The sequence below is a fragment of the Arthrobacter sp. 05N428_2 genome, assembly GCF_056397065.1.
The window spans coordinates 109,195-130,575 of the sequence record NZ_JBFTMR010000010.1; the positions used below are offsets into that span (position 1 = coordinate 109,195).

Below are 21,381 nucleotides of genomic sequence, written 5' to 3' on the forward strand. Positions count from 1 at the left end.
ACCAACCCTAGGAGCCGCATGATTTCCCTGACCATCGCCGACGGCGTCGCCGAGATCGTCCTGGACGCACCGCAAAAACTGAACTCGCTCGACGAGCAGGCGCTGCGGGATTTGGCACAGGCGTACGACGACGCGGCGGACGCCGCCTCCCGCGGCGAGGTGCGCGCACTGCTGCTCCGCGGTGAGGGCCGCGCGTTCTGCGCCGGCCGGGACATCGCCGGCGTGACCCCGGCGAACGACGACGTCCAGGGCTACCTGGGCGGGCTGGTCCAGCCGCTGCTGCAGAAGATGAGCTCCTTTCCCGCACCCACCTTCGCCGCGGCGCAGGGCGCGTGCCTCGGGGTGGGTCTGGGACTCCTCCTGGCCACCGACGTCGTGTACGTGGCGGACACGGCCAAGTTCGGTTCGCCCTTCGCCAAGCTGGGCGCCACCCTGGATTCCGGCGGCCACTGGTACTTCACCGAACGGCTCGGAATGCACCGCACCCTCGACCTGATTTACACGGCCGAGCTGATGAGCGGCACGGAGGCCGTGGCGCAGGGGCTGTTCAGCCGGGCCATGCCCGCGGAGGACCTACTCGCGACGACGCGCGGCATCGTCGCCAAGGTTGCCACCGGCGCCACCGGCGCGTTCAACGCCAGCAAGGAGCTGGTGGCCCACATCCGCGACCAGCGGCTTGGCCTCTGGGAGTCCATGGAGCAGGAAAACGCCGAGCAGGCCCGACTCTGCAAGAGCGAGGACTACGCAGAGGGGTTCCTGGCCTTCCAGGAAAAGCGCAGCCCGGTTTTTAAGGGGTAACGCACTCGAGGTCAGGCTGAGGTTGTTCGTCACCTGGCCGGTCCTGCTAGCGCGTATCCACGTCTTCGAAGACCAGGAACGTCTGGGTGTCCAGGACGCCCGGCATCGACTGCAACTGGTCGAAGATCACCCGGCGCAGGTCAATATTGTCCACCGCACGGACCAGCAGAATGACGTCAAAGTCCCCGCCCACCAGGGCGATGTGGTGCACCTCGGGAATCGCGCGGAGCAGCTCCCGCAGTTCCCGCCAGGACTGCTGGCGCACCTTGAGGGTGACGTAGGCGGACGACTTCAACCCGGCCTTGATCGGATCCACAAGCGCCGTGAACTTGGTCAGGACCCCCTCGCCGGTCAGTCGGGCAATCCGTGTGTAGGCATGCGCGCGGGAAATGTGCACGTTCTCGGCCACCTGGGTCACCGACATGCGCCCGTCCCGGGTCAACTCCGCGATGATATTCCGGTCCACGTCGTCCAGCGGCACCGCCTGTCCGGCGTCGTCCTCTGCCATTTGTCTACAACCCCCGCCGGTAATCCAGCTCACGTTTACATTTCGTCTTCCAGATTAGGGCAATATCCGTGGCTTCTCCATGATTGCGGGCGGGGCTGGATACGAAACAACGTCCGGGCCCATACTGGGAGCGAATAGTGGCTAATGAAGGACGGACCAATGACGATCTCCGCAGACCACACTGCGCAGCAGCCCGCGGCGGCGGAAAACACCGCCCCCGCCGAAAACGCCGCCGGCGACGCCGTGCGCAAGTTCGGCATCACGGTCGAGGACTACATGCTGCCGGCCCGGCACCCCATCCAGATCGTCGGCCCGGACGGCGCCCTGAACCCGCATACCGAGCAGGGCGCCCAGCCCGGCCACGAGTACAACCTCCCGGACGACGCCGAACTGATGGCCGCCTACGAGCAGCTCGTCATCGGGCGCCGCGTCAACGACCAGAACTCCGCCCTGGTGCGGCAGGGCCGGATGGCCGTCTACCCGTCCAGCCACGGCCAGGAGGCCTGCCAGGTCGCAGCAGCGCTCTGCTTGTCCGACGGCGACTGGATGTTCCCCACCTACCGTGATTCGGTGGCCGTGATGGCCCGCGGCGTGGATCCGGTCCAGACCATGACGCTGTTCCGCGGCGACTGGCACGGCGGGTACGACCCGGCCAAGCACAAAGTCGGCATCCAGTGCACGCCGCTGACCACCCAGCTGCTCCACGCCGTCGGCGTCGCGCATGCGGCCAAACTGCGCGGCGAGGACACCGTGGTCCTGGCCATGTGCGGCGATGGTGCGACCAGCGAAGGCGACTTCCACGAGGCGCTCAACTTCGCCGCCGTGTTCCACCTCCCCGTGGTCTTCTTCGTCCAGAACAACCAATACGCCATCTCCGTGCCGCTCGCGCACCAGTCGGTCGCGCCGTCGCTCGCACACAAAGCCGTCGGCTACGGCATGGCCGGTGAGCGCGTCGACGGCAACGACATCGTCGCGCTGCTCGCCGTCCTCGGTCGGGCTGTGAAGCTGGCACGGGAGGGCTCCGGCCCGCTCCTGGTGGAAGCCCACACCTACCGGATGCAGGCCCACACCAACGCCGACGACGCCACCCGCTACCGTCAGGACAGCGAAGTCGCCGAATGGGTGGCCAAGGATCCGCTGAGCAGGGTGAAGACCTACCTGACGGAACGCGGCCTGCTCGACGACGACGGCGCCGCCCGGATCGCCGAAAAGGCGGAAACCGTGGCCACTCAGCTGCGCGAGGGCCTGGGCGAGGACGTCCCGGTCGACCCGCAGGACCTCTTCCAGTACGTCTTCTCCACCCCGACGCCACAGTTGAAGGAACAGTCCGACATGCTCGCCGACGAGCTCTCCCGGGAAGAGGCCGCGAAATGAGCCCCACCATCACCACCTCCTCCGAGGCGAACGGCAACGTCAGCGCTGCCACGGCCCGAGCGGCTGCCCAGGCCGCAGTTGCGGCCGAGAAGACCGGCCCGCAGTCCGTCACGCTGGCCAAGGCACTCAACACCGCACTGGCCGACGCCATGCACGCCGATGAGTCGGTCCTGGTCTTCGGCGAGGACGTCGGCATGCTCGGCGGGGTCTTCCGGATCACCGACGGGCTGACCCGGACCTTCGGAACCAGCCGCTGCTTCGACACCCCGCTGGCCGAGTCCGGCATTGTGGGCATGGCCGTGGGCATGGCCATGAACGGCATGCGACCGGTCATCGAGATGCAGTTCGACGCCTTTGCCTACCCCGCGTTCGAGCAGATTGTCAGCCACGTCGCCAAGATGCACAACCGCACCAAGGGCACCGTGAAGCTGCCCATCGTCATCCGCGTCCCCTATGCCGGCGGCATCGGGGGAGTGGAACACCACTGTGACTCCTCCGAGGCCTACTACGCCCACACCGCAGGGCTCAAGGTCTTCACCCCCGCCACCGTGGCCGACGGTTACCGGATGCTGCGCGAGGCCATTGACTCGGATGACCCGGTGATGTTCATGGAGCCCAAGAAGCTCTACTGGTCCAAGGACCAGGTGGACCTCGAGGCACTCCGGGCCGAACACGCGGCCAACACCGCACGCGGCACATCCTCCGAAGGCCGCGCCGCCGTCGCCCGGCCCGGCACCGACGCCACGCTGATCGCCTACGGCCCGTCGGTTCCGACGGCGCTCGCCGCCGCTGCTGCGGCCGCCGAGGAAGGCCGCTCGCTCGAAGTGATCGATGTCCGCTCGATCGTGCCGTTCGACGACGAAACGGTCTGCGCTTCGGTCCGCAAGACCGGCCGCGCCGTCGTCATCGCCGAGGCCCACGGCTTCGCGTCGGTGGCCTCGGAAATCGTCGCCCGGGTCCAGGAACGCTGCTTCCACCACCTCGCCGCCCCGATCCGCCGCGTCACCGGCTTCGACGTGCCGTATCCGGCCCCGAAACTTGAGCACTACTACCTCCCCGGCGTGGACCGCATCCTCGACGCCGTCGACGACCTCCAGTGGGAAGACTGACCATGAGCGAACCGAAAGTATTCCGCCTCCCGGACCTCGGCGAAGGCCTGACCGAGGCCGAACTGGTCAACTGGCTCGTCGCCGTGGGCGATGAGATCCGGGTCGACCAGCCGATCGCCGAGGTGGAGACCGCCAAGTCCATGGTCGAAGTCCCCTCCCCGTACGCCGGCACCGTTGCCGTGCTGCACGGCGAGCCCGGGCAGACGCTCGACGTCGGCAAGCCGCTGATCTCTGTTACTCCGCTTGGCGCCGCCGCCGGCGCTGGTGGCGCCCCCACAGGCAATGCCGCCCCCGCCCCCTCGCCGGACAGCATTCGTCCTTCGGACGATGCTGCCGGCTCAGGCAGGCCCGAAGCCACTCCCGGGGCGGCATTGCCTGCGTCGGCGGCGTCCGCGGGCGTGTCGCCTGATGCTGAGTCGCCGGCCGCTGTTGCCGCCGAGGTTTACCGGGAGGAGGAGAAGGCTGGGTCCGGGAATGTGTTGATTGGGTATGGGACTCCGGGCGGGCACGGGGTTGCTCGGCGGAGTCGGGCTCCGAAGCGGGGGTCGGTGCAGGTTTCGGAGGCGGAGAAGGCTGCCGACGATCTTTTGCTGATGCGGACACGGGTTCCGGGGAAGCTGGGGGCTGTGATTTCTCCGTTGGTCCGGCGGATGGCCCGGGACCATGGGGTGGATCTGGGGGAACTTCAGGGGTCGGGCACCAGCGGGCTGATCATGCGGCGCGACGTCGAGGCCGCCATCAAGCCCTCGGAGGTTGAGCGCCCGGAGACACCAGCTGCCGCCCCCGTTGCGGCTCCGGCCCAGGCTGGCGGCACGGACGCACGGACAGGCCTCGGTATCTCCGCGCGGACCCCGGTGCGGGGTGTGCGCAAGGCCGTTGCCGCCAACATGAGCCGCAGCCGGTCGGAGATTCCCGAAGCCACCGTGTGGGTGGACGTGGACGCCACGGCGCTCGTGGAACTGCGCTCCGCGCTGAAAAAATCCGATCCGCAGCACACCCCGGGACTGCTGGCGTTCATCGCCCGGTTTGTCACCGCAGGGCTCAAGAAATTCCCCGAACTGAACTCCCGGATCGTCACCACCGAGGACACCACCGGCGGCGCCAGCCAGGAGATCGTGGCCTTCGACGGGGTCAACCTCGGCTTCGCCGCCCAGACCGGCCGGGGACTCATGGTCCCCTCGGTGCGCAACGCGGACAAACTCAGCGCCCGGGAACTGGACGCTGAGATCCGGCGGCTCACCGCCGTCGTCCGCGAGGGCAAGGCGACGCCCGCGGAACTGGGCAGCGGCACCTTCACGCTGAACAACTATGGCGTCTTCGGCGTCGACGGTTCCGCGGCCATCATCAACCACCCCGAGGTGGGCATCCTCGGTGTCGGCCGCATCATCGACAAGCCGTGGGTGGTCCACGGCGAGCTCGCCGTCCGCAAGGTCACCGAGCTAACCCTCACCTTCGACCACCGTGTCTGCGACGGCGGAACCGCCGGCGGATTCCTGCGCTTTGTCGCCGACGCGATCGAAAACCCGGGGTCGGTGCTGGCGGATCTCTAAGGCCCGCTGGGTAGAATCGAGGCCTGAACATCGCACCAACCATGCCGGCGCCGTGCCGGACTACGGAGATTTCATGTCACGATGGCTCGAGGTCGGCCAGGACAACTACGTGCTGACCACCCAAGGATCCCTGCTCAACACCGGGCTGGTTGTCGGCACCGAACGGGCCATGGTGATCGACACCGGCGGCGGGCCCCGGCAGGGCCGTGAGATCCTGGACGCCGTGCGGGAAAAGACGCAACTGCCGCTGGTGGTGGTCAACTCGCACGCCCACTATGACCACTTCTTCGGCAACGCCGTTTTCGCCGACGACGGCGTGACCGAGTTCTGGGGGCACCAAAACTGCGCCGCGGACATCGAGGGCAACGGCGACGCCCAACGCCACCTCGTGGCGGCCGCGGAACCGGAAATGGCCGCGGGCGACGGCGACGCCGTGGAGCTCGTGGTGCCGAACGCAATCGTCCGGGACCAGCCGGTGCTGGTGGATCTGGGCAGCCAAACCGCAACCCTGTTCTACCTTGGACGCGGGCACACCGACGGCGACCTCCTGGTGGGCACGGCAACCACGCTGTATGCGGGCGATCTCGTGGAACAAGGATCCCACCCGTCCTTCGAAGACTCCTTCCCGGAAGAATGGGCCGACGCCCTGCGGCATATTTCCGCGCTGCGGCACCGCTACGAATTCCTGATCCCCGGCCACGGCGAACCCTGCAGCGACGAGTTCGTCAAGACCATGGCCAACACCATGAGCACGGCCGTCCGGCAGGCAACGCAGGCTACCCGGGAGACGCCGAACGACGCCACCAAGGCCATCCCGATCCTGCCTTACGGCCCGGAGCAATCGCGCTGGTTCATCAAGCGGCTCAAGGAGACCGGCGCCCACCACTGAACCGGGAACCGAAAGACCCGAAGATAAGGGTGCTCACTACTTCGCCTAGACTTGCCCTTTGAAAGAAGTCACAACAAGCGCCGCAGCGTGCTCCGCTGTGAGTCCTGGGGGAGAAACCAAAACATGCCCGAACCGGTGGAAGACAACTCAGCCGCCACTGCTGAAAACTCAGGACAGCCTGAACTTCGCCGTCGCCGCGATTTGCGTCGCGCCGACGGTCCAGATGAGGCTGTCCGGACAGGAACCATGCCGGTCGTCAACCCCCGCAGCGCCACCGCGGAAACCACTGAACCCCCTTCCCGCCCGGCGCCACCGCGCAGCAGCTCCTGGGCCCAGGCCGCGGAGGCCGCCGATGAGCGCTTTGGGAACCCGGCCACCGGAACCACCCCGGTGATCGTCCAGGCGCCGCCCGCCCCTCAGCAGCCTGCCGCCCCGCGGCCGCCTGCCGCCCCGCCGACGTCTGCCCCGGTGGCGCCGGAGGAAGCGCACCTGCCCGACTCCGCACCCGCCGTCGTTCCCCCGCTGCCCACCCGCGCCACCCGCTCAGCGAGCCGGTCCGCCGCCCTGGCGAACGCTCCGGTCCCGGACTTCATCAGCTCGCCGGGCCTCTTTGTCCGGGAACAAAAGCCGCGGCCCGTTGGCGGATTCCGGGGGGCCCTCTACAAGATGACGGGCGGCGGCCTGAACCTGGGCCCGAGCGCCCGGCAACGCGAAGAGGACGAGCTGGCGCGCCGGATCTCCCGCCAGCTCCAGGGCAGCTATAACACGGCTGTGCTGAGCCTCAAGGGCGGCATCGGGAAGACTTCCACCACCGTCGGCGTCGGATTGACCCTGGCCGAATACCGCGGCGACCCGCCCTGCGCCATCGACGCCAACCCCGACTCGGGCGACCTCGTGGAGCGTGCCCTCGGCGAGGGTATCTACCAGCGGCAGGCGCCGCGGACCATCAGCGACCTGCTCCGCAACGTCGACTCCATCGAGTCGTTGACCGGTCTGGCCCGCTACATGCACCACGCCGGACGGCTGCACCTGATCGCCGGGGAACAGGATCCGGAGGTGTCCGATTCGCTCACCGCGGAGGAATACCTGCGCATCCGCAAGCTCATCTCCGGGTACTACTCAGTGGCCCTGACCGACTGCGGCACCGGCGTCACGCACAACGCCATGAGCGGGATCCTGCAGTCCGCCGACAACCTGATCATCGCGGCCGGCTACGCCGTAAGCGGCGCAAAGCGGGCCCGGAGCACCCTGCACTGGCTCGCCGGCCACGGCTACGAGGACCTGGCGCGCAACGCCGTCGTGGTCATCACGGACAAGGACGAAGTCTCCTCACGCGTGGACAAGGACGCCATCGAGGACCACCTCTCCGGCATCTGCCGCCAACTGATCGCCGTTCCGCACGACCGGGGAGTAGCCGACGGCGATTTGGTCACGCTCGATGCGCTGCGGCCCGAAACCCGCCGGGCGTACCGGGAGATCGCCGCCGCGATCGTCGACGGATACGTCTAGGGACTACATTTAGGCCATGAGCAAGTACGCCGGAGACGACGCCGCTGTCCAGCTGCAGGACCTAATTGCAGACACCGAAAACGTCGAAGACTTCCTTCAACGCCTCTCGGAATTCTCCGCGGCGACGCTGAGCCATTCCGTCGGCGCGGACATCGAATGCGGCGTGACGCTTCAGCGCCGGAAGAAGACCATGACCGTTGCCGGCAGCAGCAACAACGCGGTGATGCTGGACCGGATCGAGCAGAGTTTAGGCGAGGGCCCCTGCATCGAGGCGTTGCGGACCCGCGGGATTGTGCTCCTCGCCAACGTCGACACTGATCCGCGCTGGCCCGAATACCAGCAACAGCTCGCCGTCCACGGCTGCCGCAGCACCCTCGGCGTCCCGCTGGAAATTGGCGAGGAGTCGGCGGCCGCGCTGAACTTTTTCGCCTCCGCTACCGGCGTCTTCACGGCGCCCATCGTGGCCGAGGCGGCCGGATTCGCCGACCTGGCCGGGCGCGCGCTGCGCCTCGCCGTGCGAATCGGCACCGCCCAGTCCCGCGCCGAAGACCTTCAGGCAGCGATGGAACACCGCACCACCATCGACTTGGCCTGCGGCGTCGTGATGGCGCAGAACCGGTGCTCGCAGGACGAAGCGATGAGCATCCTGACCAGGGTCTCCAGCAACCGGAACCAGAAACTCCGCGACGTCGCCGCGGACGTGCTGAAGAACCTCACCGGCCAGGACATCCGTACCCACTTCGACGGCTGACCCTCCCGCCAGCTCCACCAGGTGGCAACGGCTGTGTGAACAGCTGGCGGCCATAGGATGAAGGGGATGACCACCACGCGCCCCGCAGCCTTCAGCCTCCGCAGCATCGCCGTCCCTGCCTTCGGTCCGGCACTGTTGTTCAGCATCGGAGAAGGCGCGATCCTGCCGGTCGTGGCGCTCTCCGCCCGCGAGCTCGGCGCGTCAGTGCCCGTTGCGGCCCTGATCGTGACACTGATCGGGCTCGGTTCATGGTTCTTCAACCTGCCGGCGTCGGTCATCACCCTTAAATTCGGCGAGCGCTGGGCGATCGTCGGTGCGGCCGCCGCGAGCGCCGCCGCCCTGGTTGCAGCCGCACTGGCTCCGCTGGCACAAAACGGAATCTGGCTTCTGGCCGCATCCATGGTGGTTGTCGGCATGGCCGCCAGCGTATTCAGCCTCGCCCGGCAGAAGTACTTGACCGAGGCCGTCCCCGTCACCCTCCGGGCCCGGGCGCTGTCCACCTTGGGCGGCGTCAACCGGATCGGCATCTTTATCGGCCCGTTCATAGGCGCCGCGGTGATGCAGTTCGGCGGTATCACCGCCGCCTACTGGACCGGCGTGGTGGCAATGGCGGCAGCCGCGGGCCTGTCCGTGACCATCCCTGATCTCGTTGCGGCGCCCGGCCCGGCCGACGGCACCGCTGCCAGTCAGCCCACGCTGCGGAGCGTCGCGGCCTCGCACGCGGGCGTGTTTCTCAGCGTCGGACTCGGCGTCCTGCTGCTCAGTGCACTGCGCGCCTCCAGACAGGTGGTGATCCCGCTCTGGGCCGATCACCTGGGCCTGGACGCCACCCACGCGTCGCTCATTTACGGCATTTCCGGGGCAATCGACATGCTGGTCTTCTACCCGGCCGGGAAGCTGATGGACCGCAAGGGCCGCCAGTGGGTGGCGGTGCCATCCACGCTGATCATGGGCACGGCGATGCTGCTGATCCCGCTCAGCACCGGGTTCGTCGGCCTCATGCTGGCCGGGCTGCTGATCGGCTTCGGCAACGGCATCAGCTCCGGGCTGAACATGACCCTCGGCGCCGACTTCTCGCCGGACAACGGACGCGGCCAGTTTCTCGGGATCTGGAGGTTCATGGCCGACGCCGGCGCCACCGGCGGCCCGGTGCTCCTGTCCGGCGTTACGGCCGCGGTTTCACTAGGGGCCGGGGTAGGCGCCACCGGCGTGCTCGGGTTCGCCGCTGCTGCCGTCTTTGCGATCACCATTCCCCGGCTCAGGCACCGCCGCAACTACTGACAGCTCCCCGCTGGGACCTGAGGGGCGAGGTCAGAAGCTGGCGGTCTGCCGGGGTCGTGCGGCCTGCCCAAACAACCACACAGCGGCGACGGTGGCGAGGTAGCCGGCGATGACGATCAGCGACGTTCCGGCCCAAAAATAGTTCGTGGTACTGGCTTCCTGGCCCGGCCCCGGCGCGATCTTCAGCAGCGAATAGGCGGATACCGCGGCTGAGGCGAGCCCTCCCAGTACCGGGAGGACGAGCCACAGCCGGGCGGAGGCCCAGTGGCCGTTGTAGCCGTCCCAGACATTCCACAGTCGACCCGTGCGCATGATCAACCAGCCTGCCGGCAGGGTAAACCCTCCTACCACCAGAAACGCTGCCACCACGTCGGCAGGCCGGTGCCACTGATTGATGAGCGTGGACACTCCGGTGGCGACGGCGAAGCTGCCGCCCAGGAAACCGGCTAACGGCCGCCAGCGCGGCGAGACCATGAGGAACACCACGGCCGCTGCCGAAGCCGCCATGGTCGTGTGGCCGGACGGGAGGGAGTTGAGCTCCAGGGTCTCGATCCCGCGGAAAGGCCGGACCGGAACCAGGTCCTTCAGAAGCTGCGTGGCGATGTTGGCCCCCGCGGCGGCCGTGACGGCGATGCCGGCGGCGGCCCACCTGCGGCGCCTCACCGTCACGAAAAGGAGCACCACCGATGCGACTACCACCGAGAGCGTTGGCAGCCAGTCCAGGAGTTGGGTACTCGCCTTTCCGGCGGCCCCATGGATGTCCACGGCCTCGACCAGCGCGGATTCGTCAATGAACTGCCCGGTGGCGGTGCGCACGAAGAAGTAATACGTGGCGGCAAGAGCGGCTGCGCACGCGAGGGTGCCCAGCAGGAAAAAGAATCCGACGGCCGGTCCTGCGCCGGCCGGCTCCGGGGTCGGATGCGCTCCGGCACGGTTCCAGAAACGGACAGCACGGGGCCGGGCTCCCGTCTGCACGCTGTTATCTTCTTGCCCAAAATTCATCGTTATCTAGGGTCCCACAGAACCCTGTGCCGACGCCGGGGCCGGCCAGTCCGGCCGGGCCTGACGGCCCTGGCTCGGCAGCAAGTGAATCACGTAGAGCCCGCCCCAGGACGAGTAGCGACTACTCGTGTGCGGTTCGGTGCCGTATCCATAGACTTCCAGAACCCGAGCGGCTAGTCCCCGGGCGTAACTTGGGCGGGCCGATGCAGACGAGTGTCCCAAACCGGGATCTCACCCCCAGTCGATGCCGGCCCGCCCAGGGCTCCGGGACGGTGTTGCGGTCACAACCCCTGTGCGCGCTTCCCCGGTAGAGTACACACATGCCCAGCCCTGCCGAGACCACGCCATCCTCCGGCCTGAACCCCGGCGGCGTGGAAGAACTCCTCGACGTCGCCCGGGTGGTCAGCCTGCCGATGCGCGTGAAGTTCCGCGGCATCACGCAGCGCGAAGCCCTACTGCTCCCCGGCCCGCTCGGCTGGGGCGAGTTCTGCCCTTTTCTCGAGTATGGCGACGCCGAGGCCGCACGCTGGCTGGCCGCGGCCGTCGAAGCCGGCTGGCAGGGCTTTCCGGAGGCCCGTCGGACCAGCATCCCGGTCAATGCCACCGTTCCCGCCGTCGAGGCAGCGCGGGTGCCGGACATTTTGGCCCGCTTCGGCCGGGTGGATGCCGTAAAAGTCAAGGTCGCCGAGCCGGGCCAGACGCTTGCCGACGACGCTGCCCGGGTGGCCGCCGTCCGGGCAGCGCTCCCGGACGCTGCGATCAGGGTCGACGCCAACGGCGGCTGGGACATCCCGGAGGCCGTCGAGGCACTCACCCGGCTGGCAGCCGTCGGGCTGGAGTACGCCGAACAACCGGTTCCGGAGATCGCTGGCCTGGCCGAGGTTCGGCGTCGGCTCCGGTCCGCGGGGGTCCCGGTGCTGATCGCCGCGGACGAGAGCGTACGCAAGGAAGAGGACCCGCTCAAGGTGGCGCGGGCCGGTGCCGCGGACCTGATTGTGGTCAAGGTCGCGCCCCTGGGCGGCGTGCGACGTGCCCTCCGGATCGTGGCGCAGGCCGGGCTGCCCGCCGTCGTCAGCTCCGCGCTTGACACCTCGGTGGGCATCCGCGCCGGGCTGGCCCTCGCCGCAGCCCTGCCCGAGCTGCCGTACGCCTGCGGGCTCGGGACCGTGTCACTGCTAGCCGCCGACATCACCCGGGACCCCCTCGTTCCCGACGACGGCGCCATCCGGCTCCGCGATGTGGCGGCCGACCCGGAGCTATTGGAGGGGTACGCCGCGCCGCCGGAACGCACTGACTGGTGGCTGGACCGGCTACGGCGCACCTACGCCGTGCTCGCATCAGCCACAGGGACAAGCGCAGCCCTGTGACTTGCGCGCCGAAGTGCGCCGATCATCCACGACGAGGAACGGACCGTGTTCGTCGCTGTGCAGCACCCGGGCGAGGAAGGCTCGTTCGAAGCCCAACACTCGGCCTTCCCGGATTACGTCGGCGCGGGTGCGGCGGCCAAACCGGGCCAGGCACGCCTGCCCCGGCCGTCCGTGGTCCGGGTCTTCCGAGGCGACTCCTGGCATTTCCCGACGCTCCCTCACGTTTGGCGCCTTCCGGTCCGACGCTCCCTCACGTTTGGCGGGTTGTCCGCCGGACGTGAGGGAGCGTTTCGGCACGGACTGCCGGATGTGCGGGAGCGTCTGCTGGTGGGCTGCCGGATGTGCGGGAGCGTCTGCGGCGGGGCGGAACTGATAATTTGAACAGTGTGAATAATCCGGCCGAATTAGTTGTCCCCAGAGTCCAGGCAGCTATTGCCCACGCGTTCGGCGAGGAGTTCCGCGACACTGATCCGGTCATCAGGCCTTCGCAGTTCGCCGACATCCAGGTCAACGCCGCCATGGCGCTGGCCAGGAACGTCGGCCTGCCGCCGCGCGACGCGGCGGCCCGGATCGTCGAAGCCCTGGACCTCGACGGCGTCTGCAGCCTCGTGGAGGTCTCCGGGCCGGGCTTCATCAACCTCACCTTCGACGGCAGCTGGATCCAGGAACTGCTCAACGCGCCCGAACCCGCCGGCGGTGCGCAGTCCGCGCCGCTGCACCGCGTTGTCGTCGACTACTCCTCCCCGAACGTCGCCAAGGAAATGCACGTCGGTCACCTGCGCACCACCGTGGTGGGGGACAGCATCGTGCGGGTGCTCGAGGCGCTGGGCCACACCGTCATCCGGCAGAACCACATCGGCGACTGGGGCACCCCGTTCGGCATGCTGATCGAACACTGGCTCGAGGTGGGGGAGGAATCGCCCGAGGCCGCCCTGCTGATCGATGACCCTAGCGCCTTTTACCAGGCCGCTCGGGCGAAGTTCGATGCTTCCGCGGCCGAGACGGACGGGTTCGCCACCCGGGCCCGGCTGCGCGTCGTGGCGCTGCAGGCGGGGGATCCGGAGACGTTCGCCGTCTGGGAGCGGCTCGTGGCGCAGTCGAAGCGCTATTTCAACGCGATCTACAAGATGCTCGGGATCAGCCTCACCGACGACCACATCGCCGGCGAGAGCTCCTACGACGCTCACCTGGCACAGCTGTGCCAGGAACTCCAGGAGCGCGGCATCGCCCGGATCAGCGAAGGCGCGCTCTGCACCTTCCCGGCCGGCTTCACCGGGCGGGACGGCGACCCGCTGCCGCTCATCATCCGGAAGTCCGACGGCGGCTACGGCTACGGGACCACCGACCTCGCCACGATCCGTTACCGGGTCCGCGAACTCGAAGCAGACCGCGTGCTCTACGTGGTGGGCGCGCCGCAGAATGTGCACCTGCGGATGGTGATGGCCACGGCCCGCGACGCCGGCTGGTTGCCGGACACCGTGGAGGCGACCCACGTCCAGATCGGCAACGTGCTCGGCGACGACGGCAAGATCCTCAAGTCACGCGCCGGCAATCCGGTCAAGCTGATGGCGCTGCTGCAGGAGGCCGTGGACCGGGCCCGGGCAGTCATCGACGCCAGCCGGCCCGAGCTCAGTGACGCCGAGCGGGCCGTCGCGGCCCGGCAGGTCGGCATCGGCGCGGTCAAGTACGCGGACCTCTCCACCGGGCACGACACGGAATACGTCTTCGACTTCGACCGGATGCTCGCCTTGACCGGCAACACCGGACCGTACGTCCAGTACGCGGCCGCCCGGATCCGTTCCATCCTGCGCAAAGCCGGGGAACTGGACCGGCACCTCGGCGCCGCCGCCGGGGCGGCACCCGCGGCGACCATCGCCGTCGTCGAACCCGCCGAACGCGCGCTGGCGCTGCACCTGCTCGAATACGGCGCCACCCTGCAGAAAGTCGGCGAGCTGCTCGAACCGCACCGGCTCTGCGCGTACCTGTTCGAACTCGCGCAGCTCTTCACCGCCTTCTACGAGCAGTGCCCCGTCCTCAAGGCCGAAGACACGGTCCGGGATTCGCGGCTGGCACTCTGCGGACTCGTCCTGCGGCGGCTCTCCGGCGGCCTGGACCTGCTGGGCATCGAGACGCCGGAGAACATGTGAGCCCCGACGGCGGGGAAGCCGTTCCCGCTGCGGGCGGCGACGGGCTGGGCGCGGTCGAGGCCGCGCGGGTGGCCGTGGCGGCCCTGATCGGCGCCGGAGTGCGCTACGTCGTGGTGGCCCCGGGCTCCCGTTCGGCGCCGATGGCCTACGCGCTTGCCGAAGCCGACGCCGCCGGCCGGGTGGAGCTCCTGGTCCGCATCGACGAACGCGACGCCGGCTTCACTGCGCTGGGCCTCGCCCTGGCCACAGGGGCCCCGGCAGCCGTGCTCACCACGTCGGGAACCGCGGTCGGGAACCTGCTGCCGGCCGTGATGGAGGCCAACCACGCCGCCGTCCCCCTGGTGGTCCTCTCAGCGGACCGGCCGGAGGAACTCCGCGGCACCGGAGCCAACCAGACCACCGTGCAGCCGGACCTGTTCGGCGAGCACGTCCGCTTCGCCGCCGACGTGCCCGCCGGCCAAAACCCGCTCCGGGCCGTCGAGACTGCGCTCAGCGCCGCCACCGGCGCCTTGGAGGACATTCCGCCGGGGCCCGTGCAGCTGAATCTCGCCTTCCGTGACCCGCTCGTCCCGGCCGCCGGTGACGGCCTGGGCGAAGCGTCCGGGCACCGGGTCCACCATGCCCCGCGGCCTCCGCTGGCGCTGGACTTCCCGGCGGCCTCCCGGGCCCTGCCCGAGCGGCGCACCGTGGTTTTGGCCGGGCACGACGCCGGCCCCGTCGCCGAGGCGTTCGCCCGCGCCCACGGACTGCCGCTGCTCGCCGAGCCATCCTCCAACGCCCGCTTCGGCCCGAACGCGGTGGGCCCCTACCGGCTCCTGGTGGAACACTTCGGCCCGGAATCGCGCCAGCCGATCGAACGCGTCGTGCTCTTCGGCCGGCCGACCCTCTCCCGCCCGGTGTCCGAACTACTCGCCCGCGCAGACGTCCCGTCCGCCCTCTATCAGCCCGTTCCGGTGGCGTGGTACCAGCCCGGCCGCCGGACCGAACTGCCGCTCGAGACCCTGGCCGACCTTGCCGATTTCGCCGGCCGGGGTGCGCCGGCGTGGCTCGATGCGTGGCTGCTGGCCGGCGCCGCCGCCCAGCATGCCGTTGACCTGGTGCTTTCTGGATCCGCGGGGGTGACGCCCGCCCCTGCGGGATCCGGTCCCGCGTCGGACCCCGCAATTTCCGGCCCCGAAGTTGGGGCCCTGGTGTGGGCCCATACCCGCGGACAGCTCGTGCTGGGCTCCTCCAACGGAATCCGCGACGTCGACCTCGCGGGTACCCCGGCCCAGGAACCGCGGGCCACTGTCTTCGCCAACCGGGGGCTCGCCGGGATCGACGGCACCATCGCCACTGCCACCGGCATCGCCCTCGGCGGCAGGCAGGAAACCACCGTGCTGCTGGGCGACGTGACCTTCCTGCACGACGCGGGCGGCCTCCTGCTGGGCGCCGGGGAGGCCGTGCCGGCACTGCGGATCGTGGTCCTCAACGACGCCGGCGGGGCCATCTTCGGGCTCCTGGAGCACGGCGCCGTCGAGCGGTCCGGCCGTTACGGCACCGCCGTCGAGCGACTGTTCGGCACCCCCCACACCGTGGACATCGCCGCCCTCGCCGCCGCCTACGGCGTCGCGCACCGGGCAGTGAGCACGACGGCGGAGCTTGCCGCGGCACTGGCCGAACCGGTCGAGGGCCGCAGCATCATCGAGGTCCGGACGGACCGGCATGGACTCCGGGAGTTGCACGGGCGGATCCGGGCCGCGGTGGCCGCGGCCGTGACCGGGGTCCCCGTCACGGACTGACGCACCGTTGAGGCGCAAATGCCCTGCCGCTGCGGATATTCCGGCAGCGACAGGGCATTAGCGGGTCGACAGGTACTGTGTGAGCCGGCCTACAGCACCCGGCTCAGGAATTCCTTGGTGCGGGCGTGCTGCGGGTTCGCGAGCACCTCCCGCGGGTCCCCGGATTCCACGACGACGCCGCCGTCCATGAAGGTCAGCCGGTCGCCGACCTCCCGGGCGAAGCCAATCTCGTGGGTCACCACGATCATGGTCATGCCGGACTTGGCGAGGTCCTTCATCACGTTCAGGACGTCGCCCACGAGTTCCGGGTCCAGCGCGGACGTGGGCTCATCAAAGAGCATCAGTTCCGGGTCCATGGCGAGGGCACGGGCGATGGCCACGCGTTGCTGCTGTCCGCCGGAGAGCTGCGAGGGGTAGTGGCCGGCCCGGTCCGCCAGGCCCACCCGGTCCAGCAGTTCCAGCGCGCGCTTCCGGGCGGCGTCGCGCGACTGGCCCTTGACCTGGACCGGCGCTTCCATGACGTTCTGCAGCGCCGTCTTGTGCGGGAACAGGTTGAAGCGCTGGAAGACCATGCCGATCTCGCGGCGCTGGGCGGCGATTTCCTTGGTCTTCAGATCGTGCAGCCGGCCCTTGACCTCGCGGTAGCCGATCAGTTGGCCGCCGACGGAGATCCGCCCGGCGCTGATCGTTTCGAGCAGGTTCACGCAGCGCAGCATGGTGGACTTTCCGGAACCCGACGGCCCGATCACCACCGAAACTTCGCCCTGATTGACGGTCATGTCGATGCCGCGCAGGACATGGTGCTGGCCGTAGAACTTGTGAAGGCCCTCGATCTTGACCAGCGGCTTTTCTGCGGTGATCGTCATCGCGCACTCTCCTCGGGGAAGTCCGTCTTCATTGAGCGCTGGACGTCTGCGCCGCCACCGGCAGCCTTGGCGGCGCCCGGAGCCACCGCCGCGGGCGCCAGGTTGTCCACGCCCTTGCCGTAGTACGCCTCGATGTAGTGCTGGCCGACCATCAAGATGCTGGTGATGAGCAGATACCAGATGGCCGCCACGATGAGCAGGGGAACCGGCAGGTAGGTCCGGTTGGCCAGGGTATTCGTGGCGAAGGTGAGGTCCAGGGTGAACGGCACCGCCAACACCAGCGAGGTGGTCTTCAGCATCCCGATGGTTTCATTGCCGGTAGGCGGGACAATGACGCGCATGGCCTGCGGCAGAATGATCCTCCACATGATCTTGGTCTTGCCCATGCCCAGCGCTTCGGCCGCTTCCATCTGGCCGCGGTCCACGGACTTGAGGCCGGCACGGAAGATCTCGGCAAGGTAAGCGGATTCATTAAGCCCCAGGCCGAGGATGGCCGCTATCGTGGTGGTGACAATCGTGCTGGTATCCACGCTGAACAGCTCCGGTCCGAACGGGACACCGGCGCTGATCTTCGGGTAGAGCACCGAGATCAAACCCCAGAACACCAGCTGCGTGTATACCGGGGTGCCGCGGAAGAACCAGACCCAGGCCCAGCTGGACCAGCGGAACACAGGGTTGTCGGATTGCCGCATGAAGGCCAGCAGGATCGCCAGGACAATGGCCAGGACCATCGAAGCCACGGTCAGCAGCAGAGTCCAGCCAACGCCCTGAACGACCTTGACGTCCAGGATGTAGGTGCCGACAATGTCCCAACGGAAGTTGCTGTTGGTTACGAGCGACTGCAGGAACACCGCGAGCAAGCCGAGGATGATCACCGCGCTGAGCCAGCGACCGGGGTGCCGGACCGGTACTGGTTTGTTCAGTACCGGCGCGGCGCTATCCTGCTGGCTTTTCATCGCTTCACCTGCTGAGTGGTCGGTGGCGGGAAGACTCAAGAGCCGGCCGTCGGGTTGACCTCGGACTTGGTGATGGCACCTTCAGCGTTACCCCAGCCCTGCAGGATCTTCTTGTAGGAGCCGTTTTCGATCAGCTTCGTCATGGTCTTCTGGATGACGTCGGCGAGGGCGGTGTCCGATTTGGCGACGGCGATGCCCTGCGGGGCGGCATCGTAGACGTCGCCGAGCTTCTCAAGCTGCCCGTTGGTCTGGGTCAGCGCGTAGCCGATGATGGGGGAGTCCGCCGCCATGGCATCGATGCTGCCGTTGACCAGCCGGGTGGTCACGTCCGTCTGGTTCTTGAGCGTAACAATGTCGATGGGCTTCTTGCCTTCGGCCGTGCACTTCTTATTGCGGTCGGAGAGATCCGGGTCTTCCTGGACGGTGCCGGTCTGAACGCCGATCGACTTGCCGCAGACGTCGTCGAGGGAGAACTTCTTCGGGTTGCCCTTCTGCACGGCCCAGGCGGTGCCGGCGTTGAAGTAGCTGACCATGTTTACCGCACCGAGGCGTTCCTTGTTAATGGTGAAGGATGAGATGCCCAGGTCGTACTTCGGGCCCAGCGCCGGAAGAATGCCGGTGAATTCGGCCGTCTGCACCTGGACCTTGAGTCCCAGGGTCGCGCCGATCGCCTTGGCGATGTCGACGTCGTAGCCCACCGGGGTCTGGCCGTCGGTGCCGAGGAATTCCGCCGGGGCGTAGCTGGTGTCCGCGCCCACGGTCAGGATCCCCTTGGACTTGATCGCTGCCGGCACCATGGCCGCAAGCGAATCGTCTTTCTGGACCGTGGTCGGGTCAAAGCTGGCGCTGGCGTTGGCGCTGCCGGACGGAGCAGCCGCGCCGCCGGTGCCCGACTCGGAGGCGTTGGTGCAGCCAGTGAGGGCCAGGGCGCCGACCGCGAGCACGGCAGCGGCCTTGAACTTGGAGTTGCCCAAGAACGAACGGGAGATCTGCATTTTTCTTACCTTTTTTTGCAGGGGCATGCGAAAACTAAGTCGCGCATAGTATATCGCCGAACAAGAGATGTACGTCACAGAAAACTTAGTTTCACTATTGGATAACTATAGGCAGGCGGATTTCAAGTGGCCCCGCCGCGAGTTGTCTGGGATTACGGATTCCCCGGCCCGCGCGGTCCGCGGCCGGGGACCCGACACCCCGCCAAGGTCAGCTGCTGATGCCGAGGGATTCCAGCATCGGCCGGAACTTCGCCCAGGTTTCCGCCAGCTCGGCCTCGGGCACGGAACCCTCCACGACCCCGCAGCCGGCGTAAAGCCGGACGGTGTCCGGCCCTTCGATGACGGCGCCGCGGAGTGCGATGCCCCATTCGCCGTTGCCAGCGGCGTCGAGCCAGCCGACCGGTCCGGCATACGGGCCGCGGTCCAGGTGCTCCAGTTTGCGGATCAGCGCACCAGCCACGCTGGTGGGCGTTCCGCACACCGCAGCGGTGGGGTGCAGCGCATTGATCAGGGCCAGGCAGGTGGGCACATGGCCTTCCACCTCGGCCAGCTCGGCCTTGACATCCGACGCCAGGTGCCAGACGTTCGGCAGCTCCAGGATGAAGGGCTCGCTGTGCGCGTTCATCGCCTCGGAGAACGGCGCCAGCTGCGTCGTGAGCGACTGGATCGCGATGTCGTGTTCGTGCCGTTGCTTCTCGGACCCGGCGAGTACGCGCTCGGCAAATTCCATCGGCGAGCCGGCCATGCCCTCGGCATCGCGGCGGTCCAGGGTGCCGGCCAGGACGCGTGCCTGCGCGGTCCGGCCTTCCACCTGGATCAGCATCTCGGGGGTGGAGCCCACCAGCCCGTCGACGCCATAGGTCCAGCATTCGCGGTACCGCACCGCCAGCTGGCGCAGGATCTCGGCGGCGTTCACGCCATCCGGCACGGTGGCGACGATGTCCCTCGCCAGCACCAGCTTCTCCAGCGCTCCGGTCCGGATTTCGGCGACGCCCTCGGCGACGGCGGCCATCCAGTCCGCCTCGCTGAGCGAGCCGGTGCTTAGTTTGGCTTCCCGCGCACCGGCCGGCTGATCGGAGGACATCGTTCCGGTGGCAGCGGCCTGCGCCGCCGGGACCGCGGCCGCGGCGTCCCAAGGGGCGTCCGACGCCGGGAGGCCCTGCACGGTCTCGGGCGCGCCCAGCCAGCGCCGAAGGGCGGCGCGGGCGCCGGCCTCGGTGAGCTCGCCGTCGTCGAACGTGAGCTGGGTCAGCCAGGCGGTTCCGTCACGCAGCCCGACGACGATTTCGGGGACGATCAGCCGGGAGGAGTGTGCGGAGACCTTGGAGAAGGCGAAGGAGCCGAAAGCCACGGGGCCGGTGCCCGGGCAGCCGACGGCGTCCGTGACGTCCGCTTCCAGGACCAGGTGCCGCCACCAGATGTCCGCCTCAAGGAACCGCTCGGGACCTGTGGCGGTGAACCGGGCCACCTCGCCGAAGCCGACGAGGCCGGCCTCGCGGCGGGTCCAGCAGAGTACGTCGTCGCGGACCAGAAACGACGGCAGCCCCCCGGGGAACGAATCTGCATCGAGGGGGACTGTCAGGGTCCTGATAATTCTGGTAGGGAACGTGCTCGTCATGATGAGACAACACTACTCCCGACGTCCGCCGCGCCCCGGACGCGCCCGCGGTTAGGGGGTGCGTCGAAGATTTGAGACAATAACGGGGTGAACCGAGCATCCTTGGATAAGCGTCCGGACGAAGTGGCCACGATGTTTGACGACGTCGCCCCGAAATACGACGTCGTCAACGACGTCCTGTCCATGGGACAGACGCGCCGCTGGCGCCGGATTGTCGTCGAAGCCATGGATGTAAAGGCCGGCCAGCGCGTGCTCGACCTCGCCGCGGGAACCGGCACCTCCAGCGAGCCGTATGCCGACGCCGGGATCGACGTGATTGCCTGCGACTTCTCCCTCGGCATGCTCAAGGTAGGCAAGCGCCGGCGCCCGGACATCGACTTCGTCGCTGGGGACGCCACCCGGCTGCCCTTCGCGGACAATACCTTCGATGCCAGCACCATCTCCTTCGGCCTGCGCAACGTCAACGAGCCCAAGAAGGCGCTTGCCGAGATGCTCCGGGTCACCAAACCCGGCGGCCGGCTGGTCATCGCGGAGTTCTCCCAGCCCGTGGTGCCGCTCTGGCGCACCATGTACACCGAGTACCTGATGCGTGCGCTGCCCGCGATCGCCGTCAAGGTCTCCTCCAACCCGGACGCCTATGTCTACCTCGCCGAATCCATCCGCGCCTGGCCCGACCAGGACCACCTCGCCGCCTGGCTGCAGGAAGCCGGCTGGGAGTCCGTCAGCTACCGCAACCTCAGCGGCGGCATCGTCGCGGTCCACCGCGCCCAGAAACCCGCTGCCCCGGCCGCCGGCCACACCGCGGGCGCTGCAGCACTGGCGAACCACACCGGTCCCGTGGCCAAGCTGCGCCGCAACATCACCCGGCCCGAGCGCTAGC

At 68.4% G+C, this 21,381-nt stretch carries 18 protein-coding genes and 1 pseudogene; 13 read left to right on the forward strand and 6 right to left on the reverse strand.

Translation table 11 applies throughout. From position 1 onward, the window contains the following. Window positions 1-18 precede the first annotated feature (18 nt). Entirely contained in the window at window positions 19-798 is a 780-nt protein-coding gene (locus tag AC1DGI_RS12740) for an enoyl-CoA hydratase/isomerase family protein (protein ID WP_476899102.1), read from the forward strand. 46 nt (window positions 799-844) lie between these two features. On the opposite strand, the gene AC1DGI_RS12745 is transcribed toward AC1DGI_RS12740, so the two are convergent. Further along, window positions 845-1,306, reverse strand: a complete 462-nt coding sequence (locus AC1DGI_RS12745) for an Lrp/AsnC family transcriptional regulator (protein ID WP_476899103.1) — start codon at window positions 1,304-1,306, stop codon at window positions 845-847. Between the two features lie 159 nt (window positions 1,307-1,465). Between AC1DGI_RS12745 and pdhA the strand changes: the two genes are divergently transcribed. The 7 genes from pdhA to AC1DGI_RS12780 all read left to right on the forward strand — a co-directional run bounded on the left by pdhA (window position 1,466) and on the right by AC1DGI_RS12780 (window position 9,769). Continuing rightward, a complete protein-coding gene (gene pdhA, locus AC1DGI_RS12750) occupies window positions 1,466-2,680 on the forward strand; it encodes a pyruvate dehydrogenase (acetyl-transferring) E1 component subunit alpha (protein ID WP_476899104.1) in 1,215 nt (404 codons plus the stop codon). Beyond that, window positions 2,677-3,789, forward strand: a complete 1,113-nt coding sequence (locus tag AC1DGI_RS12755; protein WP_476899105.1) for an alpha-ketoacid dehydrogenase subunit beta — start codon at window positions 2,677-2,679, stop codon at window positions 3,787-3,789. Before pdhA ends, AC1DGI_RS12755 begins: the two co-directional genes overlap by 4 nt. A gap of 2 nt (window positions 3,790-3,791) precedes the next feature. Beyond that, window positions 3,792-5,339, forward strand: coding sequence for a dihydrolipoamide acetyltransferase family protein (locus tag AC1DGI_RS12760; RefSeq protein WP_476899106.1), 1,548 nt, complete (start codon window positions 3,792-3,794; stop codon window positions 5,337-5,339). A 73-nt stretch (window positions 5,340-5,412) separates the two neighbouring features. Next, window positions 5,413-6,228, forward strand: a complete 816-nt coding sequence (locus AC1DGI_RS12765) for an MBL fold metallo-hydrolase (RefSeq protein ID WP_441403158.1) — start codon at window positions 5,413-5,415, stop codon at window positions 6,226-6,228. Window positions 6,229-6,351: 123 nt separating this feature from the next. Further along, window positions 6,352-7,737 carry a MinD/ParA family ATP-binding protein gene (locus AC1DGI_RS12770; RefSeq protein WP_476899107.1) on the forward strand — a complete coding sequence of 462 codons (1,386 nt, stop codon included), beginning with the start codon at window positions 6,352-6,354 and terminating at the stop codon, window positions 7,735-7,737. A gap of 16 nt (window positions 7,738-7,753) precedes the next feature. Continuing rightward, window positions 7,754-8,488 carry a GAF and ANTAR domain-containing protein gene (locus AC1DGI_RS12775; RefSeq protein ID WP_476899108.1) on the forward strand — a complete coding sequence of 245 codons (735 nt, stop codon included), beginning with the start codon at window positions 7,754-7,756 and terminating at the stop codon, window positions 8,486-8,488. A 66-nt stretch (window positions 8,489-8,554) separates the two neighbouring features. After that, complete coding sequence (locus AC1DGI_RS12780; protein WP_476899109.1) at window positions 8,555-9,769, forward strand: MFS transporter; 1,215 nt, start codon at window positions 8,555-8,557, stop codon at window positions 9,767-9,769. A gap of 30 nt (window positions 9,770-9,799) precedes the next feature. On the opposite strand, the gene AC1DGI_RS12785 is transcribed toward AC1DGI_RS12780, so the two are convergent. Then, the gene (locus AC1DGI_RS12785) at window positions 9,800-10,744 is read right to left on the reverse strand and encodes a phosphatase PAP2 family protein (RefSeq protein ID WP_476899110.1); all 945 of its coding nucleotides are present in this window, start codon (window positions 10,742-10,744) and stop codon (window positions 9,800-9,802) included. A gap of 347 nt (window positions 10,745-11,091) precedes the next feature. On the opposite strand from AC1DGI_RS12785, the gene AC1DGI_RS12790 reads away from it, so the two are divergent. The 4 genes and pseudogenes from AC1DGI_RS12790 to menD all read left to right on the forward strand — a co-directional run bounded on the left by AC1DGI_RS12790 (window position 11,092) and on the right by menD (window position 16,066). Further along, entirely contained in the window at window positions 11,092-12,138 is a 1,047-nt protein-coding gene (locus AC1DGI_RS12790) for an o-succinylbenzoate synthase (RefSeq protein ID WP_441400562.1), read from the forward strand. 3 nt (window positions 12,139-12,141) lie between these two features. Further along, window positions 12,142-12,330, forward strand: a pseudogene (locus AC1DGI_RS12795) (hypothetical protein); the annotation flags it as partial. Between the two features lie 194 nt (window positions 12,331-12,524). Beyond that, the gene (argS, locus tag AC1DGI_RS12800) at window positions 12,525-14,285 is read left to right on the forward strand and encodes an arginine--tRNA ligase (protein ID WP_441403450.1); all 1,761 of its coding nucleotides are present in this window, start codon (window positions 12,525-12,527) and stop codon (window positions 14,283-14,285) included. Next, entirely contained in the window at window positions 14,282-16,066 is a 1,785-nt protein-coding gene (gene menD, locus AC1DGI_RS12805) for a 2-succinyl-5-enolpyruvyl-6-hydroxy-3-cyclohexene-1-carboxylic-acid synthase (RefSeq protein WP_476899111.1), read from the forward strand. Before argS ends, menD begins: the two co-directional genes overlap by 4 nt. An 89-nt stretch (window positions 16,067-16,155) precedes the next feature. Here the strand turns inward: menD and AC1DGI_RS12810 are convergent, their stop codons facing one another. From AC1DGI_RS12810 to AC1DGI_RS12825, 4 genes are all read right to left on the reverse strand, one after another. Next, entirely contained in the window at window positions 16,156-16,932 is a 777-nt protein-coding gene (locus tag AC1DGI_RS12810; RefSeq protein ID WP_441402016.1) for an amino acid ABC transporter ATP-binding protein, read from the reverse strand. Then, the gene (locus tag AC1DGI_RS12815) at window positions 16,929-17,888 is read right to left on the reverse strand and encodes an amino acid ABC transporter permease (protein WP_441402015.1); all 960 of its coding nucleotides are present in this window, start codon (window positions 17,886-17,888) and stop codon (window positions 16,929-16,931) included. The genes AC1DGI_RS12810 and AC1DGI_RS12815 overlap by 4 nt, the downstream gene beginning before the upstream one ends. Before the next feature lie 35 nt (window positions 17,889-17,923). After that, entirely contained in the window at window positions 17,924-18,883 is a 960-nt protein-coding gene (locus AC1DGI_RS12820) for an ABC transporter substrate-binding protein (protein ID WP_476899112.1), read from the reverse strand. Between the two features lie 208 nt (window positions 18,884-19,091). Beyond that, the gene (locus tag AC1DGI_RS12825; protein ID WP_476899113.1) at window positions 19,092-20,501 is read right to left on the reverse strand and encodes an isochorismate synthase; all 1,410 of its coding nucleotides are present in this window, start codon (window positions 20,499-20,501) and stop codon (window positions 19,092-19,094) included. Between the two features lie 87 nt (window positions 20,502-20,588). Between AC1DGI_RS12825 and AC1DGI_RS12830 the strand changes: the two genes are divergently transcribed. Then, window positions 20,589-21,380, forward strand: a complete 792-nt coding sequence (locus AC1DGI_RS12830) for a demethylmenaquinone methyltransferase (RefSeq protein ID WP_476899114.1) — start codon at window positions 20,589-20,591, stop codon at window positions 21,378-21,380. Window position 21,381: the final 1 nt, after the last annotated feature.

What these genes read in the sequence shown, in the direction of transcription:
- AC1DGI_RS12740 (WP_476899102.1), top strand. Translation starts at nt 19, where the DNA reads ATGATTTCCCTGACCATCGCCGACGGCGTCGCCGAGATCGTCCTGGAC.
- AC1DGI_RS12745 (WP_476899103.1), bottom strand. Translation starts at nt 1,306, where the DNA reads ATGGCAGAGGACGACGCCGGACAGGCGGTGCCGCTGGACGACGTGGAC.
- pdhA (WP_476899104.1), top strand. Translation starts at nt 1,466, where the DNA reads ATGACGATCTCCGCAGACCACACTGCGCAGCAGCCCGCGGCGGCGGAA.
- AC1DGI_RS12755 (WP_476899105.1), top strand. Translation starts at nt 2,677, where the DNA reads ATGAGCCCCACCATCACCACCTCCTCCGAGGCGAACGGCAACGTCAGC.
- AC1DGI_RS12760 (WP_476899106.1), top strand. Translation starts at nt 3,792, where the DNA reads ATGAGCGAACCGAAAGTATTCCGCCTCCCGGACCTCGGCGAAGGCCTG.
- AC1DGI_RS12765 (WP_441403158.1), top strand. Translation starts at nt 5,413, where the DNA reads ATGTCACGATGGCTCGAGGTCGGCCAGGACAACTACGTGCTGACCACC.
- AC1DGI_RS12770 (WP_476899107.1), top strand. Translation starts at nt 6,352, where the DNA reads ATGCCCGAACCGGTGGAAGACAACTCAGCCGCCACTGCTGAAAACTCA.
- AC1DGI_RS12775 (WP_476899108.1), top strand. Translation starts at nt 7,754, where the DNA reads ATGAGCAAGTACGCCGGAGACGACGCCGCTGTCCAGCTGCAGGACCTA.
- AC1DGI_RS12780 (WP_476899109.1), top strand. Translation starts at nt 8,555, where the DNA reads ATGACCACCACGCGCCCCGCAGCCTTCAGCCTCCGCAGCATCGCCGTC.
- AC1DGI_RS12790 (WP_441400562.1), top strand. Translation starts at nt 11,092, where the DNA reads ATGCCCAGCCCTGCCGAGACCACGCCATCCTCCGGCCTGAACCCCGGC.
- AC1DGI_RS12810 (WP_441402016.1), bottom strand. Translation starts at nt 16,932, where the DNA reads ATGACGATCACCGCAGAAAAGCCGCTGGTCAAGATCGAGGGCCTTCAC.
- AC1DGI_RS12815 (WP_441402015.1), bottom strand. Translation starts at nt 17,888, where the DNA reads ATGAAAAGCCAGCAGGATAGCGCCGCGCCGGTACTGAACAAACCAGTA.
- AC1DGI_RS12820 (WP_476899112.1), bottom strand. Translation starts at nt 18,883, where the DNA reads ATGCAGATCTCCCGTTCGTTCTTGGGCAACTCCAAGTTCAAGGCCGCT.
- AC1DGI_RS12825 (WP_476899113.1), bottom strand. Translation starts at nt 20,501, where the DNA reads ATGACGAGCACGTTCCCTACCAGAATTATCAGGACCCTGACAGTCCCC.